Here is a 16,489-nt window from a genome sequence, read left to right on the forward strand (position 1 = left end):
GACCGCAGGTCTGCTCCTCAAGGTCGAAGGGGCTGCCCTGCAGCCCTCAGCGAATGAATTCGCCCCCACAAGGCATGTTCCTCCCACCTCCGTGCCGGCGGCCTAACTCGCCTCCCGCACCACATCCAGCAGCGACTGCAGTGAATAGCCCAGGCTTGGCGCCAGGGCATCGGCCTTGGCCTTCAGCGCCTCCCGATCCAGTTGCTGGTCGAGGTCGGCGGGCACGAAGAGGATGACGTTGCCTTCCTTCACCGGGCATTCCCAGTAGTGCCGGTGGAAGAGCCCGCGCAATAGCGCAGCGCCCAGCGGTTTTCCGTCGTCCGTCGCCCACTGGTTGATCACCAGCCAGCCGCCAGGGCTGAGGCGCTTCTGGCAGGCGCCGAGGAAATTCCAGGCCAGGTGGCCGACGCCCGGCCCGTGGTCGGTATAGAGGTCGACGAAAATCAGGTCCGCCGGCTCGGCACTGTCCAGCAGCTCCACGGCATCCCCGATGCGCACGTAGAGGCGCGGGTCGTCGCTGAGGCCAAGGTATTCCATGGCCAGGCGCGGCACGTCCGGGCGCAGCTCGATCACCTCGACATCTTCCAGCGGCAGGAACTTCAGGCAGGCCTGGGTCAGGGTGCCGGCGCCCAGGCCGAGGAACAGCGCGTTCTCCGGCGCCTCGTGGCAGAGCGCGCCCAGCAGCATGGCGCGGGTGTAGTCGTACTCCAGCCAGGCGGGGTCGGCGCTGAACACGCAGCTTTGCTCCACCGCCTCGCCGAACTCGAGGATGCGGTAAGGGCCGACCTCGTAGACCCGGATCACGCCGAAATCATCATGCACTTCCGCGAGCAGGCGCTCCTCGGACATCACGTCTCCACCCTTTCGATGCCGATGCGTAATGGTGCGCATCAGTCCGACGCCACAGTGGCGCCCATTGCCATTGAAGCCGGAGCCCGTGCTCCCGCCATGATCTCAAGACTTCGCCCCCGGGCGAAAACCGCACAAGGATAACAGCGAGGGGGCCGATCCCGGCAGGTACACCATCATCGACGCCCGTGTCGACGGTCGCACCTTCGCCGCCTAGCGCCGCCTCCGGGCCTTTCGGTTACCATGGCTCATCTACCGCAAGCAGCCGTATCGAGACCCTGATGAGCAGCCCAGAATGGAGCCCAGAAAGCTGGAGGGACAAACCCATCCAGCAACAGCCCGAGTACCCGGACGCCACCAAGCTGGCGCATGTCGAGCAGACCCTGGCGAGCTATCCGCCGCTGGTGTTTGCCGGCGAAGCACGCGAGCTGCGTCGCCAGTTCGCCGAGGTCACCGAGGGCCGCGCCTTCCTGCTCCAGGGCGGCGATTGCGCGGAAAGCTTCGTCGAATTCTCCGCCGCGAAGATCCGCGACACCTTCAAGGTGCTGCTGCAGATGGCCATCGTCATGACCTTCGCCGCCGGCTGCCCGGTGGTGAAGGTCGGCCGCATGGCAGGCCAGTTCGCCAAGCCGCGCTCCTCCGGCAGCGAGACCCAGGGCGACGTCACCCTGCCCGCCTACCGCGGCGACATCGTCAACGGCATCGGCTTCGACGCCGCCAGCCGCGTGCCCGACCCGGAGCGCCTGCTGCAGGCCTACCACCAGGCCACCGCCACCCTCAACCTGCTGCGCGCCTTCGCCCAGGGCGGTTTCGCCGATGTGCACCAGGTGCATCAGTGGAACCTCGACTTCATCGCCAACTCGGCCCTGACCGAGAAGTACAGCCAGCTCGCCGGACGCATCGACGAAGCCCTCGCCTTCATGCGCGCCTGCGGCCTGGACAGCGCGCCGCAACTGCGCGAGGCCAGCTTCTTCACCGCCCATGAAGCCCTGCTGCTGAACTATGAAGAAGCCTTCGTGCGCCGCGACAGCCTCACCGGCGGCTGGTACGACTGCTCGGCGCACATGCTCTGGATCGGCGACCGCACGCGGCAGCTGGACGGCGCCCATGTGGAGTTCCTGCGCGGCGTCGGCAACCCCATCGGCGTCAAGGTGGGGCCGAGCATGGATAGCGAGGAGCTGATCCGCCTGATCGACATCCTCAACCCGGACAACGACCCCGGCCGCCTCAACCTGATCGTGCGCATGGGCGCCGAGAAGGTCGGCGAGCATCTGCCGCGCCTGATCCGCACCGTGCAGGGCGAAGGCCGCAAGGTGTTGTGGAGCTCCGACCCCATGCACGGCAACACCATCAAGGCCTCCAGCGGCTACAAGACCCGCGACTTCGCCAGCATCCTCGGCGAGGTGAAACAGTTCTTCGACGTGCACCAGGCCGAAGGCAGCCATGCCGGCGGCATCCATATCGAGATGACCGGGCAGAACGTCACCGAATGCATCGGCGGCGCCCGCCCCATCACTGAAGACGCGCTCTCCGACCGCTACCACACCCACTGCGACCCGCGCCTGAATGCCGACCAGTCCCTGGAACTGGCGTTCCTGATTGCCGAAACCTTGAAGCAGATCCGTCGCTGATCTGCCCTCGGCGAATACCCTGCAGGAGCGAATTCATTCGAGATTGCAGGACGCAGTCCTGCCGTAGGTTGGCGCTGAGCCTGCGAAGCCCAACGAAGCCATGCATCGGCATCGCACGTTGGGCCTCGTGGAACTCGGCCTAACCTACGACGCCCGGCCCACCCTCGGCATACTCCTGTGGGGGCGAATTCATTCGCTGAGCAGGACGCAGTCCTGCAATGGATTGGCTCCCAGCTCGGAGACAATTGTTGGGCTTCGCTTAGCTCAGCCACAACCTACGACGCATCTCAGGTCAGACAAGCCTGCAAGCGCACGGTCCCCGGCCGGCGGCAGGTCACCACCACCTCCCCAAGGCCCAGCCAGCCCGCCATGCTGCGCAGGCTGTCCGCCAGCGCCTGCATGCCGGCTTCGCCGAGGCCGTGCTCTTCCTCGTGCAGGGCATGCACCGCCAGGCGATCCTGGGCCCGTTCTGCGCGCAGGTCGACCCTTGCCGCCAGGCGCTCGTCGTGGAGGAACGGCAGCACGTAGTAGCCATACTGGCGCTTGTGCTGGGGCGTATAGATTTCCAGCCGGTAGCGGAAGTCGAACAGGCGCTCGGTGCGCGCCCGCTCCCAGATCAGCGAATCGAAAGGCGAGAGCAAGGCGCTCGCCTTGATCTTGCGCGGCACGCTGGGATCGCCCAGGCAGTAGGCGGGCTGCCTCCAGCCGTCCACCTGCACTTGCTGCAGGGCGCCCGCCTCCACCAGTTCGGCCAGGCGCGCCTGGCTGTCGGTGGTTTCCAGCCGGTAGTAGTCACGCAGGTCGCGCTCGGTGGCGACGCCCAGCGCGACTGCGGCACGCAACAGCAATTGGCGCTGGGCATCGGCCTCGGGCAGTTCGGGCTGGTTCAGCAGGTCGGCGGGGATGACTCGCTCCGGCAAGTCATAGAGACGCTCGAAGCCCCGGCGCCCGGCCACCGTCACCTCACCGGCGGCGAACAGCCACTCCAGCGCGTGCTTTTCCGCGCTCCAGTCCCACCAGGGCCCTGCCCGCTCGGCACGGGTGCTCAAGGCTCCCGCGCCGAGGGCACCCTGCTCGCGCACCGACTGCAGCACCCGCTGGATCACCTCGCGCTGCTCGAAGCCGAAACGCGCCAGTTGCTGGTAGATCCCCTGACCATTGGCGGCCCGGCGCATGCGCCAGCGCAGCAGCGGATAGAGCTCCAGCGGCAGCAGCGAAGCCTCGTGGCCCCAGTACTCGAACAGCGCGCGGCGCCGGGGCTTGCCCCAGGCCAGGTCGTCCAGCAATTCGCGGTCGTAGTGGCCGAGGCGGGAGAAGGCCGGCAGGTAGTGGGAGCGCACAAGGGCGTTCACCGAGTCGATCTGCACCACACCGAGCGCCTCCAGCTGTGCCAGCAACTGCCGATGGCGAATGGTGCCCCGCGGCGCGCGGGCGAAGCCCTGGGCAGCCAGGGCCAGGCGGCGGGCTTCGGTTAGGGAAAGGGACTGCGTCATGGGCTCCATGCCAGCAAAGGGGATGACGCTTCACAGTAGCATCAGCCCGCCTGGCTTTCGCGCTCCCGCTCGAAGGGGGCGAAAGGCACGGACTGGTCCGGCGCCAGGAAAGTCTGGCGGAAGGTGAAGGCTTCCGGCGTGGGTCCCGCTTCGCGCAAGCGGGCCAGGCGCGCCGCGGCTTCCTGGACGTCCGGCCGATGTCCCTTGGGGACCCACCAGAGCACCTGGTGCACGCCGGAAATGCGCTCGAACCACTCCTTGCGCCGACGCAGCATCTCGACATGGGCGGAGCGGTAGACGAAATCGTTGAGGCTGGCCACGTCGCGCCAGACCGAGAGGTTGACCAGTACCTCGGGGCCGAAGGGGCGGATGGCGGTGGCGTCGCCCTCCTCGTCCTGCAGGCGCCAGACGAAGCCCGACGCACTGTCGGCCAGGGCGTTGACCGGTGCCAGGTTGGCAACGAAGTCGGCCATGCCCGGGGAATCCAGGGGCGCCTTCATCGAGGCGATGTTCAGTTGAGCCAGTTCATGGGTGTTCGACATGGATCGTTTCCTGTGGGTCCATCCATCAAAGGTTGCGGCCCGCCCTTCGCTTCACCGGTGGCGGGCCGCACTGCTGCTTCATTTTTTTAGCGGGTCTTCCCAGAAGTGACGCTCGCTTTCTTGCATGACGTCGGCACGGGACAGGCCTATATCCTTCAGCAGCTCATCGCTCATGCTGGCCAACTGTTCGCGCTCATGGGCCAGTTGATACCAGCGCTTCAGCTGATGCAGCAGGCTGCCGAACCAGTTTTCCTGATGAGGCAGCGAAGGAAAATGAGCCTGGTGCAAAGTGCCGATAAAACCACGTTGACCTTTCATCGCATCGCCCTCCGTGTGGGGATGGCGCCAGTTTCCGACCAGGACTAAGATCAATCCAACGAATGTTTCTGATGCACTGCATCTCAGGATTTGATGAATGAGCTACCCAGCCATCGATACCGAACTGCTGCGCACCTTCGTCGCCATCGCCGATAATGGCGGCTTCACCCGCGCAGCGGAAGTGGTCAACCGCACCCAGTCGGCCGTGAGCATGCAGATGAAGCGGCTGGAGGAGGATGTGCTGCAGCGCACGGTGTTCGAGCGCGACGGCCGCCAGGTCAGGCTCACCGCCGAAGGCCAGATCCTCCTGGGCTATGCCCGACGCATCCTCAAACTGCACGGCGAAGTGATGAACACCCTGCGACAGCCGCACATGGTGGGCTCGGTGCGCATCGGCACGCCGGACGACTATGTGATGCGCTTCCTGCCCGGCATCCTCTCGCGCTTCGCCCAGGCCTACCCGCTGGTGCAGGTCGAAGTGCACTGCGACTCTTCCGCCCAGCTGCTGCAGCGCCAAGACCTCGACCTGACCATCGTCACCCGCAAGCCGGGCGACGACATCGGCGAACTCCTGCTCCAGGAACGCTTGGTCTGGGCCGAGGCCATCGGCTTCAGCCCCCATGAGCAAACGCCCGTGCCGCTGGCCATGTTCAACGGTGAATGCTTCTGCCGTGCCTGGGCCTGCAACGCCCTGGACGCCATGGGCCGCGAGTACCGGGTGGCCTACACCAGCCCGAGCCTGTCGGCGCTCATGGCGGTGGTCAGCGCGGGCCTGGCGGTGACGGCCCAGTTGCAGAGCCTGATCCCGCCCGACATGCGCATAGTCGGAGAAGCCGAGGGCCTGCCGCAGCTGCCGCTGTGCAACATCATGCTGCTGCGCAACGAGCACAATCAGTCGCCGGTGACCGCGACCCTGGCCGAGCAGATAGTCGAGGGCTTCCGCACCTGACGCGTGACCCGCCCTATTCGGCCGGGAGAGCCAACCAGGGTGAAAATCCGCGTGGCGGATTTCCACCAAGCAGGCATGCCTGCTGGATGTCGACGCTCACTTCCAGCCGCTTGATGCACCCTTGGTTACTTGATCCCCAGCAACGCCGCGCAGAGCAGCAGGAAGGCGCAGAACAGCGAGCGCAGCACCCGCTCGGGCAGCGCGTGGGCCAGGCGCACGCCCCAGCTGATGCTGAGCAGTCCGCCCGCCGCCAGGGGCAGGCCCATGGCCCAGCTCACATGATCATGCAGGCCGTAGGTGGCCAGGGTCACCGCCGTGCTCGGAGCGGCCAGCGCCAAGGACAAGCCCTGGGCCATCACCTGGGTGGTGCCGAATACGCTGGTCAACACTGGCGTGGCAATCACCGCCCCGCCTACGCCGAACAGGCCGCCCGCCGCCCCCGCCACGCCGCCGAGCGCCCCCAGCCAGGGCCAGGGCTGGCGCAGCTCGCTGCTGGCCTCGACCTTGGCCATGAACATCCGCGCAAAGTTGTAGGCGGCCAGCGCCAGGAGGAAGCCGATGAAGGCCAGGCGCATGCTCGCCGCGTCAACCTTTACCGCGTAGAGCGAGGCCAGCCAGGCGAAGCCGAAACTGGTGGCCGCGAGAAGCGTTGCATAGCGCGGATCGATGCGATTGCGCTGGTGGTAGCGCCAGAGCGCCAGCAGCACATTGGGCACCACCATCACCAGGGCCGTGCCCTGGGCCATTTGCTGGTCGAGACCGAAGAGCACCCCCAGCGCCGGGATGGCAATCAGGCCGCCACCGATACCGAAGAGTCCGCCCAGGGTGCCGAGCAGCGCGCCGAGCAGCAGATTCAATAGCAGAGCCAGCAAGTCCATAACGCCTCCAATCAGATGGAGCGGATGCTACGCCGGCGTGGTTGGCGCGGAAACGCACAGCGGCGCACAATGGCTTTGCCAAGTACGCATAGGCAATGCAGATGAACCCCGACGCCCTCACCGAACAGCTCGCCCTTTTCCTCGACGTCCTGGATGCCGGCAGCTTCTCCGCCGCCGCCCGCCGCCATCCGCTCACGCCTTCGGCCGTGGCCCGGCGCATCGACGCCCTGGAGCGCGCCCTGGGCAGCAGCCTGTTCGTGCGCAGCACCCACGCGGTGAAGGCGACCCCCGCCGGCCTCGCCTTTGCCGAGCGGGCAAAACGGGTGCTGGCGGAACTGCGCCTGGCCCGCGCCGAGGCGGTGTCCCTGAGTAGCGCCCCGGAAGGCCTGATCCGCATCGACGCCCCCGCGCCTTTCGGCCGCCGTCATCTGGCGCCGGCGATCGCCGAGTTCCTGGTGACCTACCCCGGCCTCGACGTGCAGCTGAGGCTGATCGACAGCTTCGTTGACATGCAGGGCGAAAACCTGGGCCAGGTCGATCTGGTGCTGCGCATCGGCCCGCTGGCCGATACCCGCCTGGTGGCCACCCCGCTGTCGTCACTGGTGCGGGTTCTCTGCGCCAGCCCCGAATACTTGCGTCGCCGCGGCATTCCCCGCGACGTACGCGAGTTGCCCGAACATGACGGCCTGGACTGGGACGCCCTGGCGCCACCCTATGCCTGGCGCTTCGAGGTGGACGGCAAGTTGCAGCTGATTCGCCCGGGACGCATGCGGATGACTGCGAACAATGCCGAGACCCTGCTGTTCAGCGCCATGGCGGGGCTCGGCATCGCCCACCTGCCCACCTGGCTGATCAGCGAGTACCTGGTGCGCGGGGAACTGGTGCCGCTATTCTGCGAGGACGGCCTGCCACCGCCCGAGCCCAGCGGCATCTATGCCCTGCGCCTGGAAGGAGAAGCCAGCTCGCGCAGCCGGCTGCTGCTGGAGTTCCTGAAGAACCGCTTCGGCCCGGTGCCGCCCTGGGACCTTGCCCTGGGCGGCCTGGGCCGCGCGTGATCAGCTCGGCAACTGCACGACGCGGGTGCCAGCCAGTTGGTCGTGCAGGCAACGACGGTCGGCGCGGAAGATGAACAGGTAGTCCACCAGCACCACCAGCATCCCCACCACCGGGATATAGGCCAGCAGCCACCAGACCAGGTAACGCTTGAGCAGCAGATTGCCCAGTTCGGGCACCTTGCCATTCAGGTCGACGATGGCGATCTTCAGTAGCCGCTTGCCGAGGGTCTGCCCGTAGGTCTTGAGGAAGTGGCCGTTGACCAGGAGGAAGGCCGCCACTCCCACCACCAGGCTCAGCAGCTGCTGGCCCAGGCTCGGCTCGATGCCCTGCTGGGCCGCCGCGAAGGCACCGGTGAAGTAGGCCACCGGCACGGTCGCCAGGCTCATGATCAGGCCGTCGATCAGCGCCGCGCCGAGACGGGTCCCACGGGAGGCGAGCAGCGGTTCGGCGGCACTGTTGAGCATGAGTTCCGCCTGGGGGGCCTGATAGGGATTATCCAGGTTGTCCATGTTGCACTCCTTGCAGTGATTGACTGGGCAATTGTGGCCCGTGGACAAGGCAACGCAAGGCGTCCAGCGAGCTGATGGACAAAATGCATTTTGCCCACGAAAGGCTTGCGCGCTAAATTAGCCTCCATCACTGCCCAGGAGGCCAATCATGTCCATCACCCCCTGCAACGAGCTGCTGCTCGATAACCAGTTCTGCTTCGCCCTCTATTCCACGTCCCTGCTGATGACCAAGGTCTACAAGCCCCTGCTCCAGGAGCTGGGCCTGACCTACCCGCAATACCTCGCCATGATGGTGCTCTGGGAAAGCGACGGCATCACCGTGGGCGAAATCAGCAACCGCCTGCTCACCGACCCCGGCTCCCTCACGCCGCTGCTCAAGCGCCTCGAAGCCGAGGGATTTATCACTCGCACCCGCAGCAACAAGGACGAGCGCGTGGTGGAGCTGCGGCTCACCGAACAGGGCCGTGCCCTGCACGAGAAGGCCAAGGCCGTGCCCGCCTGCATCCTCGCCGCCACCGGGCGCTCCATCGAGCAGCTGGACAGTCTCAAGGACGAGCTGGTTTCGCTGCGCGGCAACCTGGGCAAGGCCGTCTGACGGCCTTATGCCCGAGTCAAACAGGCGTTATTCCAAAGTCTTTCAATAAATATCTTGCGCACTAAATAAATCGGGTTTAATTTCTGCCCCACGCACTTACTTAGCGCGCTAAATTTTAGACATCAAATCAATCCAGATAGAGGAAGACGCCATGAAACCGATCAGCACTTTCGTCGCTGGCAGCCTGCTCGCCCTGTCCGTCAGCCACGCCTTTGCCGCGGGCAGCCCGGGCGTGGAGCACACCACTCAGGCCTTTCTCGAAGCTCTGGCCGCGGGCGGCGGCAAGCCTCTGGAAACCCTGACGCCCAAGGATGCCCGTGCCGTGCTGGCCGGTGCCCAGGCCGGAGTTAAGCTGGAACTGCCGAACGCCGACGTGAGCCAGAAGACAATCGAGGCCAGCGGCCAGCAGATCGACCTGACCATCGTCCGTCCCGCTGGGGTCAAGGGCACGCTGCCGGTCTTCATGTTCTTCCACGGTGGCGGCTGGGTGCTGGGCGACTATCCGACCCACGAGCGCCTGATCCGCGACCTGGTGGCCGGCTCCGGCGCCGTGGCGGTCTACGTGAACTACACGCCCTCCCCCGAGGCCAAGTATCCGACCGCCATCAACCAGGCCTATGCCGCCACCAAGTGGGTGGCCGAGCATGGCAAGGAGATTGGCGTGGATGGCAGCCGCCTGGCGGTGGCCGGCAACAGCGTTGGCGGCAACATGGCCGCGGTGGTCAGCCTGATGTCCAAGGACAAGGGCACGCCGAAGATCCGCTTCCAGGCCCTGCTCTGGCCGGTGACCGACGCCAACTTCAACAACGCGTCGTACAACCAGTTCGCCGATGGCCATTTCCTCAGCAAGAGCCTGATGCAATGGTTCTGGAACAACTACACCACCGACCCGCGCCAGCGCGCCGAGATTTACGCCTCGCCGCTGCAGGCTTCGGTGGAGCAATTGAAAGGACTGCCGCCGGCCCTGGTGCAGACCGCTGAGTTCGACGTGCTGCGTGACGAAGGCGAAGCCTACGCCCGCAAGCTGGATGCCGCCGGCGTCGAAGTCACCTCAGTGCGTTACAACGGGATGATCCACGACTTCGGCCTGCTCAACGTGCTGGCCAAGGTGCCGGGCACTCGCGCCGCGGTGCAACAGGCCGGCGAAGCGCTGAAGGAGCACCTGAAGTAAGGGCTGCGGAAACGAAAAAGCCCGGTATCAGCCGGGCTTTTTCTTGTCTCGCTAGAAGGCTCAGGCCTTGACGCGGGACTTGTACTCACCGGTACGGGTGTCGATCTCGATGGAGTCACCGATTTCGCAGAAGGCGGAAACCTGAAGCTCGGCACCGTTGTTCAGGCGAGCGGTCTTCATCACCTTGCCGGAGGTGTCGCCACGGACGGACGGCTCGGTGTAGGCGATCTGGCGAACGATGGTGGTCGGCAGTTCGACGGAGATCACGCGATCGTTGTAGAACACGGCTTCGCAAACGTCGGTCATGCCGTCTTCGATGAAGGTCATGACGCCTTCCAGGTCGGCTTTCTCGATCTCGTACTGGTTGAACTCGGTGTCCATGAACACGTACAGCGGATCGGCGAAGTAGGAGTAGGTCACTTCCTTACGTTCGAGGATGATCGGCTCCAGCTTGTCGTCGGCCTTGAACACGGTCTCGGTGCCGGCGCCGGTCAGCAGGTTCTTCAGCTTCATCTTGACGACTGCGCTGTTACGGCCGGACTTGTTGAACTCGGCCTTTTGGATGACCCAGGGAGCGCCATTGATGTTGGCGACTTGGCCGGCGCGGAACTCTTGAGCGGTTTTCATACGAATATCCGATGTGGATGAGTGACAAAAAACAGGCCGCATATCATAGCGAATTTGTACAAATCTGCACCAGACCCGTCGCAAGGTCGATGCGTGCAGCCTGCAACTGGCACCAGCGCTCGGCGTGGTGCCGTATCTCCGGCCACTGCGCCAGCAGCGCGGACCAGGCCTCGGCCATGCCTTCGCCACGGTTCCAGGCACGCCAGCTTTCGGCCAGCGCGGCAGCTGCGGCAGGCGACAGCTCACCGCAATAGAGGGCGAGGAACGCCTCCAGCTTGTCCCAGTGGGCGCCCTCCTCCTGCTGGTAGATGTGCCAGAGCAGCGGCCGACCGGCCCACTGGGCGCGGACGAAGGAATCCTCCCCGCGCACGGCATTGAAATCGCAGCTCCAGAGAATTCGATCGTAGTCCTCCTGGCTGACGAAGGGCAGTACCTGGATGGCCAGGTTGCCGCGGCGAAAGCCGGAGCCGGCCGTCAGTTTCTCTTCACCCAGCCAACGGGCCAGGTCTCCCAACACGCGACCGACCGGCACCAGCAATTGCACCGGCTGCGGACTGGCCGCCAGGGCATCCAGCCAGGCGGCCAAGGCGGCATTCTCGTAGGCGAAGAGCGAGATCAGCAGCGCACCCTCTTCCAGCTCCACGCCCAGCTCCTCGAGGAAAGAACGGCGCGCCTGCGGGTCTGCCTGAAAGGCCTGGCGCCGCTCCACCAGCGTGGACTCACGCAACAGACCGCCGGTGCCTTCGGTGAAGCCGGGAAAATAGAACACCTTCTGCAGGCCGTTGAACTGGACGGACGGCAGCCCATGGCAGCCGGCCACCCAGTCCTCGGCGCTGAGGTATTCCAGGTTCAGCCAATGCGGCTTGTCCGCCCGGGCGGCCATGGCTTCCAGGTACTGGGCCGGCAGCTCGCAGGCGAACGCCTCGATCACCACATCGGCCACCTCCATGGGCTGCCAGTCCTGACGCCAGTGGCGAATCTCCACACCCAGTTGCCACTGGCATTCGGCCTCGGGATCGGCCTGTGGGCACAACGGTGCGAAAACCGCGGGCTCATCCACCCAGAGGCACACCGCCTGCCCATGCTCGGCCACCAGTTGGCGAGCCAGGCGCCAGGTGACGCCTATATCGCCAAAGTTATCGATGACGTTGCAGAAGATGTCCCACTTCACATTCAGGCTTCCCGGGGAAAAAACGCAGTTTACCGAAGACGCCGGGCGCAGAAACAAAATGCCCGCCAAGAAGGCGGGCCAAGGGAGCATGGAGCAGAAAAGGAAGAGCGGGGAAGGAAGCCTCAGGCCACCAGGGTGTCGGGACCGCGCTGGCGACGGGCCATTTCCAGCAGCCAGATCGCCTTGCTGGCGCCAGCCGCCTCGCGGGAGACGAAGGGACCGGAGCGCATCACACCGTCCACCACGACGAACCAGCAGGCCATATGGCCATCGGAACGGAGCGCCTCGGGAACCGCGGTACCAACCAAGGACATGACATCAACGTGGGACATGACCACCTCCATCGCTTTGCATGGCGCCAAGACTATGAGGGCACGTCGGGGAACAGAAATCAGTTGCCTCGATAGTGGCTATCCATTTCAGCAATTGGCCTTCCGTCGCCTTATTGGACAGCAGGGAAATGTCGCAGCTACACAAATGGACCAAAGCCAACAGCGTCGATGGCGTCCCCTGACAGGAAGTCACCCATGCCCCTGTCCGCTCAACCCTGGACAGGACCGTCACGTCAGGGTGGCGGCCCGGTTGCCCAAGGGCTGCCGCAATGGCAGTCCAACCGCCAGGGCCGCCACCTCGCATCACGACATGCGGGTTCGGGCGCAGCGAAGCGCATCCTGCTCTTCCAGCACCCAGTTGGCGGCGGATCCGTCCTGGCCATGCGGGTTTTCCTCGTTGTCCGATTCAGCTCTTGGCAATTCCTTGAATGCGACCCACAATAATCACAGTTAGTGCATTGATCAATCACGATAAGTGACACCAAGACGTTTCATTCCGTAATTAAGATTCGCGGCATGAACACGCTTGGATCGCGCATTGCGCACTACAGAAAATTGAATGGACTCTCCCAGCAGGCCCTGGCCACCAAGTGCGGATGGGAATCCCAATCCCGCATCGGCAACTACGAGAAGGACTTTCGGGAGCCCTCGTTCGACGACCTGAGGCGAATCGCCAAGGTGTTAGGGGTGACGCTCAACGACCTGCTCAATCCGGCGATGCAGATTGCCGAATCCGAAGAAGGCCAGTACACGCCCGAGGACAAGCTCAGCCCGCGCTCGCGACAGGTGCTGAACAGCCTCACCCTGGCCGCCAGTGAGGGGCGACTGGACGAGCAGGACCTGCTCCTGCTGCAACAGATCGCCCGCCGCCTGGAACGGGCGGAAGACTGAAAGCCAGGCCGATCCTTTCCGTGCCGCTGCTGTCTCAAGGACATGGGGAACCGCACTCCCCTTGCCTCGAGAGGTACTGCCTATGCTTGCCCAAGTCGTCAAGATCGCCTTGCTGGCAGCCGTACTTGCCAGCAGCAGCGGCTGCATCATCCATCACTTCGATGACGACCACGACCGCCACCGTGGAGATTGGGACAACCACCGCGATCATGATGATCGGGATGACGGAGATCACCGGGACGGGCACCGGAAAGGCCACCGCTAAACCTTGGAAGCCCCGCTGAAGCGGGGCTTTTCATTGCCACTCCGAGAAGGTGCGCTACCGGGTGTATATTCTGGGACCCGGCCCATCGAGAGCGGTCGACCATGGCTGCTTCCACCCCAGGCATCTCCCGACGCCAAGTGCTCAAGGCCTTGGTTGCCTTCGCGGCGCTCCTGGCCACGGGCGATACCCTGGCCAGCCGAATCGACATGGCCCTGCGGCCGCGCAATCTCCATGCCCGGCTGCTCAACCGCGACCGTCATCTGCGCCTGGAGCGCCCGGCAGCTGGGGAAATCGCCACTTTCTGCTACTTCCGCAAGGGCAAGGGTTGGGACCTCAAGGGCTATCGGCAGGGCTGCCGCATCCTGCGGGACGTAAAGTACAAGACCACGGTAAAGGTCAACGTCAAATTGCTGGACCTGCTCTTCCTGATCCAGGCCTGGTTGCGCATCAACAAACTGCCCACCCGCATCCTCATCAATAGCGGCTACCGCACTCCGCGCCACAATGCCAGCCTCGAGGGCGCGGCCAGGCAATCGCTGCACATCCGCGGAATGGCCGCAGATATCCGCATTCCCGGAGTCAGCATCGAGCGACTGGGCAAGCTGGTTCGCGCCATCGGCGCCGGCGGTGTGGGCTTCTACCCGTCCAAGGGTTTCATCCATGTCGACGTTGGCCGAGTCAGGACCTGGCGCGTGGCCGAACTGGTGGAGCCGGGGCAGGAGGAATGGGCGCTTGCCCTGCTGGATCAGGACGAGCACAGCTTCAGCTGAGGTCAGTCCGGGTCGGCGCAATCACCGCAGACGAATTGACCCCGTCTGTCGGTCCTGTCGGTGAGCTCCCCGCAGTAATCGCACGCCCCTTCGGGCGAATCCAGCAGGTCGCCTTCCTCGTCGTCGAAGAATTCATCGTCCAGATCGTCGTCGTTGTCGAGCAGGTGGTCATGCTCGGGTTCGTGGAGGTCGAGATCTTCGTCCATTGCAAGGTGCCGGGGTTGGAGTGGAGAGGTCGCGGACTATAACGCCGACCACGCGGGGCCGCCATGGATCCATGGAGTGGGAAGCGCCCGACATTGGATCAGCAGTTACCTTTCTTCGCTTGTCCCGGCGGGCAGTGATGCGGCCCATCGTCGACATCGCCGATGTCAATGGCGACGCCCGGTAATCGAAGGCTGCACCCCGTGAGGAGCAGACCGGCCAGCACAAGGACCAGAATGCGGGAAATCATCAGCATTCCCCCTTCATACGATGCCCCGGTGGGCAGAATCCGCCGCCATGGTAATGCCCACCACCGAGGTCGACCCGGACGGCATCCGCGTCGCCAATCCGAGCATGTACCCCTGGAGCACTGAAGCTACAGCCAGTCAGAACGATTACCGCACCCAGCAACAACGCAATCATTCCTTTCATTGGAGTACTCCTCCATCGGCCGCAAACCAAAGGTTGAGGCAATCTGATGAGCCAATGTCGATACAGCCGGTCGAATATTCAGACAATTTGAACGGACCCACGTTCCTGAGCATTCCCCTGAAATCGGGTGAATCCTGCGCCCGTGAGGTGCCGTCCATCGCGGGCACAATTCGACGTCCGGAGGACCGGTACCGCTGGTCTGCTGCTCAAGGACTTTCCCGCTGCAGAAGCGCCCAATGCCATCTGGGGGTCACTGGACAGGAGAACCGGCATGCTCAAGCGCCTAATCCCTCTAGCCATGCTTGCCCTGATCATTGCGATCAGCGGCTCTTCTTGTGACAACCGCAGCAGCGATGGCGGCGGTTCGCAGCAAAGCGAGCCCTCGGGCGGTAGCGGCGGATACTGACATCAGATCGACCAAAGCCCCGCCCGCGCGCGGGGCTTGTCGTTCCTGATCGCCAGAGCAATGCATAGGCACCCGGTCATGCGCTTGCCCCTTGGCGGAACCCCCAAAGCAGGAGCAGCACAGCGACAAGGATAGCGATCCCGACACTTGCAGAACCGAACGTCACCAGGCCCGCCTGCCAAGGTGCTCAGCTATATCCGGCGGCAGTGACGGGAGACATGGCGCCGGTGCCGAGTCTCGATCATCTTCGGTTCTCCCTTGGCCTGACCTGCAGCGGTTTCCCCGCGCCCGAAATCAACTCTAGGCCGTAGCCCCCTATCCGCCAGCAATCCTGCCCTGGGCGCCGCATCGGCTCTCGGCAGCACGCTAGCGACCTGGGGTTGCGACCAATGGCCGTTTGCCACTGGAACTACCGCGCCACGACCAAGATCAACCGTACTGAGGCTGGCGCCGTGCAATGCGGTCTGGAACCAGGGAATGCCACGACTGCAAGGTTGCACCCGGGCGGGGATAGCTCGGCGCCAGCCAGCTCCCCCATCAGCGGAAAGGAGATCGATATGCTGATTCTCATCCGACGCATCGGCGAATCCATCCGCATCAACGACAACGTCACCGTCCGAGTGATGGCCGCTACAGGCAACAAGGCCGTCCTGGGTATCACCGCACCGAAGGCAATTGTGGTCAGGGACTGGGAGAGCTGCCCTCACCAACGGATCTGACGCGCTTCTGCGGGAAGAATTCTGACGCTCTCGCCCCTGACTGCGGCATACGTTGGACCCGGCCTGGAAGAGCGGGAGGTGCCGATCGCCCTACAGCACCACGCCTGCCGGGCCAGCGAAAAATGACGCGCAGTGCATCTACATGGCCGACTCCGGCGGCGCCATGAACATGCAGGACATCCGTGCGCGCGCGCCTTCAAGGCGCTGCTGAAGCCCAAGACCCAGACCGGCATGCACGCCCGCCACAACCTCAGCCTCGGCGTGGCCAACTCGATCGTCGCGGTGGAGGAAGGTTGCGACCGCATCGACGCCAGCCTCGCCGGCATGGGCGCGGGCGCCGGCAATGCGCCGCTGGAGGTGTTCATCGCCAACGCTGAACGGTTGGGTTGGAATCACGGCAGCGACCTCTATCGGCTGATGGATGCCGCCGACGACCTGGTGCGCCCGCTGCAGGACCGCCCGGTGCGGGTCGACCGCGAAACGCTGGGCCTCGGCTATGCCGGCGTCTACTCCAGCTTCCTGCGGCATGCCGAAGTGGCGGCGACCAAGTACGGGCTGAAGACCCTCGACATCCTAGTCGAGCTGGGCCGGCGGCGGATGGTCGGCGGCCAGGAAGACATGATCGTCGACGTCGCCCTGGACCTCCTCAAGCAGCAGGATCAGGTGAGTCGCTGAATGGAG

21 protein-coding genes and 1 pseudogene are annotated in these 16,489 nt (G+C 64.6%); 11 read left to right on the plus strand and 11 right to left on the minus strand.

Features of this window, described 5'->3' with window-relative positions; all coding sequences use genetic code 11:
- Positions 1–102: 102 nt before the first annotated feature.
- A complete protein-coding gene (locus E8F12_RS05735; protein WP_280324321.1) occupies positions 103–849 on the minus strand; it encodes a spermidine synthase in 747 nt (248 codons plus the stop codon).
- Positions 850–1,130: 281 nt separating this feature from the next.
- Here E8F12_RS05735 and E8F12_RS05740 point away from each other — a divergent pair, with 281 nt between their 5' ends.
- Entirely contained in the window at positions 1,131–2,480 is a 1,350-nt protein-coding gene (locus E8F12_RS05740) for a 3-deoxy-7-phosphoheptulonate synthase class II (protein ID WP_280324322.1), read from the plus strand.
- Positions 2,481–2,767: 287 nt separating this feature from the next.
- Here E8F12_RS05740 and E8F12_RS05745 read toward each other — a convergent pair whose 3' ends face one another.
- The 3 genes from E8F12_RS05745 to E8F12_RS05755 form a co-directional block, all read right to left on the minus strand.
- Positions 2,768–3,973, minus strand: a complete 1,206-nt coding sequence (locus E8F12_RS05745) for a winged helix-turn-helix domain-containing protein (protein ID WP_280324323.1) — start codon at positions 3,971–3,973, stop codon at positions 2,768–2,770.
- A 41-nt stretch (positions 3,974–4,014) separates the two neighbouring features.
- Entirely contained in the window at positions 4,015–4,515 is a 501-nt protein-coding gene (locus tag E8F12_RS05750) for a DUF3291 domain-containing protein (protein WP_280324324.1), read from the minus strand.
- Between the two features lie 78 nt (positions 4,516–4,593).
- The gene (locus E8F12_RS05755; RefSeq protein ID WP_280324325.1) at positions 4,594–4,833 is read right to left on the minus strand and encodes a DUF1127 domain-containing protein; all 240 of its coding nucleotides are present in this window, start codon (positions 4,831–4,833) and stop codon (positions 4,594–4,596) included.
- Positions 4,834–4,930: 97 nt separating this feature from the next.
- Here E8F12_RS05755 and E8F12_RS05760 point away from each other — a divergent pair, with 97 nt between their 5' ends.
- Complete coding sequence (locus E8F12_RS05760) at positions 4,931–5,782, plus strand: LysR substrate-binding domain-containing protein (RefSeq protein WP_280324326.1); 852 nt, start codon at positions 4,931–4,933, stop codon at positions 5,780–5,782.
- 125 nt (positions 5,783–5,907) lie between these two features.
- On the opposite strand, the gene E8F12_RS05765 is transcribed toward E8F12_RS05760, so the two are convergent.
- Positions 5,908–6,660, minus strand: coding sequence for a sulfite exporter TauE/SafE family protein (locus tag E8F12_RS05765; RefSeq protein ID WP_280324327.1), 753 nt, complete (start codon positions 6,658–6,660; stop codon positions 5,908–5,910).
- 101 nt (positions 6,661–6,761) lie between these two features.
- Here E8F12_RS05765 and E8F12_RS05770 point away from each other — a divergent pair, with 101 nt between their 5' ends.
- Positions 6,762–7,715, plus strand: a complete 954-nt coding sequence (locus E8F12_RS05770) for a LysR family transcriptional regulator (RefSeq protein ID WP_280287653.1) — start codon at positions 6,762–6,764, stop codon at positions 7,713–7,715.
- Here the strand turns inward: E8F12_RS05770 and E8F12_RS05775 are convergent, their stop codons facing one another.
- Entirely contained in the window at positions 7,716–8,225 is a 510-nt protein-coding gene (locus E8F12_RS05775; RefSeq protein WP_280324328.1) for an RDD family protein, read from the minus strand.
- 148 nt (positions 8,226–8,373) lie between these two features.
- Here E8F12_RS05775 and E8F12_RS05780 point away from each other — a divergent pair, with 148 nt between their 5' ends.
- Positions 8,374–8,820 (plus strand): MarR family transcriptional regulator, encoded by a 447-nt coding sequence (locus tag E8F12_RS05780; protein WP_280324329.1) that lies wholly within the window; start codon positions 8,374–8,376, stop codon positions 8,818–8,820.
- A gap of 151 nt (positions 8,821–8,971) precedes the next feature.
- Positions 8,972–9,991 carry an alpha/beta hydrolase gene (locus E8F12_RS05785; RefSeq protein ID WP_280324330.1) on the plus strand — a complete coding sequence of 340 codons (1,020 nt, stop codon included), beginning with the start codon at positions 8,972–8,974 and terminating at the stop codon, positions 9,989–9,991.
- 60 nt (positions 9,992–10,051) lie between these two features.
- On the opposite strand, the gene efp is transcribed toward E8F12_RS05785, so the two are convergent.
- From efp to E8F12_RS05800, 3 genes are all read right to left on the minus strand, one after another.
- Complete coding sequence (gene efp / locus E8F12_RS05790) at positions 10,052–10,618, minus strand: elongation factor P (protein ID WP_280324331.1); 567 nt, start codon at positions 10,616–10,618, stop codon at positions 10,052–10,054.
- A gap of 43 nt (positions 10,619–10,661) precedes the next feature.
- A complete protein-coding gene (earP, locus tag E8F12_RS05795) occupies positions 10,662–11,795 on the minus strand; it encodes an elongation factor P maturation arginine rhamnosyltransferase EarP (protein ID WP_280324398.1) in 1,134 nt (377 codons plus the stop codon).
- A gap of 116 nt (positions 11,796–11,911) precedes the next feature.
- Entirely contained in the window at positions 11,912–12,121 is a 210-nt protein-coding gene (locus tag E8F12_RS05800) for a hypothetical protein (RefSeq protein ID WP_280287648.1), read from the minus strand.
- Between the two features lie 516 nt (positions 12,122–12,637).
- On the opposite strand from E8F12_RS05800, the gene E8F12_RS05805 reads away from it, so the two are divergent.
- The 3 genes from E8F12_RS05805 (at position 12,638) to E8F12_RS05815 (ending at position 14,047) form a co-directional block, all read left to right on the plus strand.
- Positions 12,638–13,012 (plus strand): helix-turn-helix transcriptional regulator, encoded by a 375-nt coding sequence (locus E8F12_RS05805; RefSeq protein ID WP_280324332.1) that lies wholly within the window; start codon positions 12,638–12,640, stop codon positions 13,010–13,012.
- Between the two features lie 82 nt (positions 13,013–13,094).
- Positions 13,095–13,277, plus strand: coding sequence for a hypothetical protein (locus E8F12_RS05810; protein ID WP_280324333.1), 183 nt, complete (start codon positions 13,095–13,097; stop codon positions 13,275–13,277).
- A gap of 101 nt (positions 13,278–13,378) precedes the next feature.
- Positions 13,379–14,047, plus strand: a complete 669-nt coding sequence (locus E8F12_RS05815; RefSeq protein WP_280324334.1) for a DUF882 domain-containing protein — start codon at positions 13,379–13,381, stop codon at positions 14,045–14,047.
- A gap of 2 nt (positions 14,048–14,049) precedes the next feature.
- Here E8F12_RS05815 and E8F12_RS05820 read toward each other — a convergent pair whose 3' ends face one another.
- A complete protein-coding gene (locus E8F12_RS05820) occupies positions 14,050–14,253 on the minus strand; it encodes a hypothetical protein (protein ID WP_280324335.1) in 204 nt (67 codons plus the stop codon).
- 98 nt (positions 14,254–14,351) lie between these two features.
- Complete coding sequence (locus E8F12_RS05825) at positions 14,352–14,501, minus strand: hypothetical protein (protein WP_280287663.1); 150 nt, start codon at positions 14,499–14,501, stop codon at positions 14,352–14,354.
- Between the two features lie 453 nt (positions 14,502–14,954).
- On the opposite strand from E8F12_RS05825, the gene E8F12_RS05830 reads away from it, so the two are divergent.
- The 3 genes and pseudogenes from E8F12_RS05830 to dmpG all read left to right on the plus strand — a co-directional run.
- On the plus strand, positions 14,955–15,089 hold the full coding sequence (locus tag E8F12_RS05830; protein ID WP_280324336.1) for a hypothetical protein: 135 nt from the start codon (positions 14,955–14,957) through the stop codon (positions 15,087–15,089).
- 557 nt (positions 15,090–15,646) lie between these two features.
- Positions 15,647–15,808 (plus strand): carbon storage regulator, encoded by a 162-nt coding sequence (locus tag E8F12_RS05835; protein WP_280324337.1) that lies wholly within the window; start codon positions 15,647–15,649, stop codon positions 15,806–15,808.
- 133 nt (positions 15,809–15,941) lie between these two features.
- A pseudogene (gene dmpG, locus E8F12_RS05840) lies at positions 15,942–16,483 on the plus strand (4-hydroxy-2-oxovalerate aldolase); the annotation flags it as partial.
- Positions 16,484–16,489 lie beyond the last annotated feature (6 nt).

This window comes from Pseudomonas sp. BN102 (genome assembly GCF_029871245.1).
GTDB lineage: Bacteria > Pseudomonadota > Gammaproteobacteria > Pseudomonadales > Pseudomonadaceae > Metapseudomonas.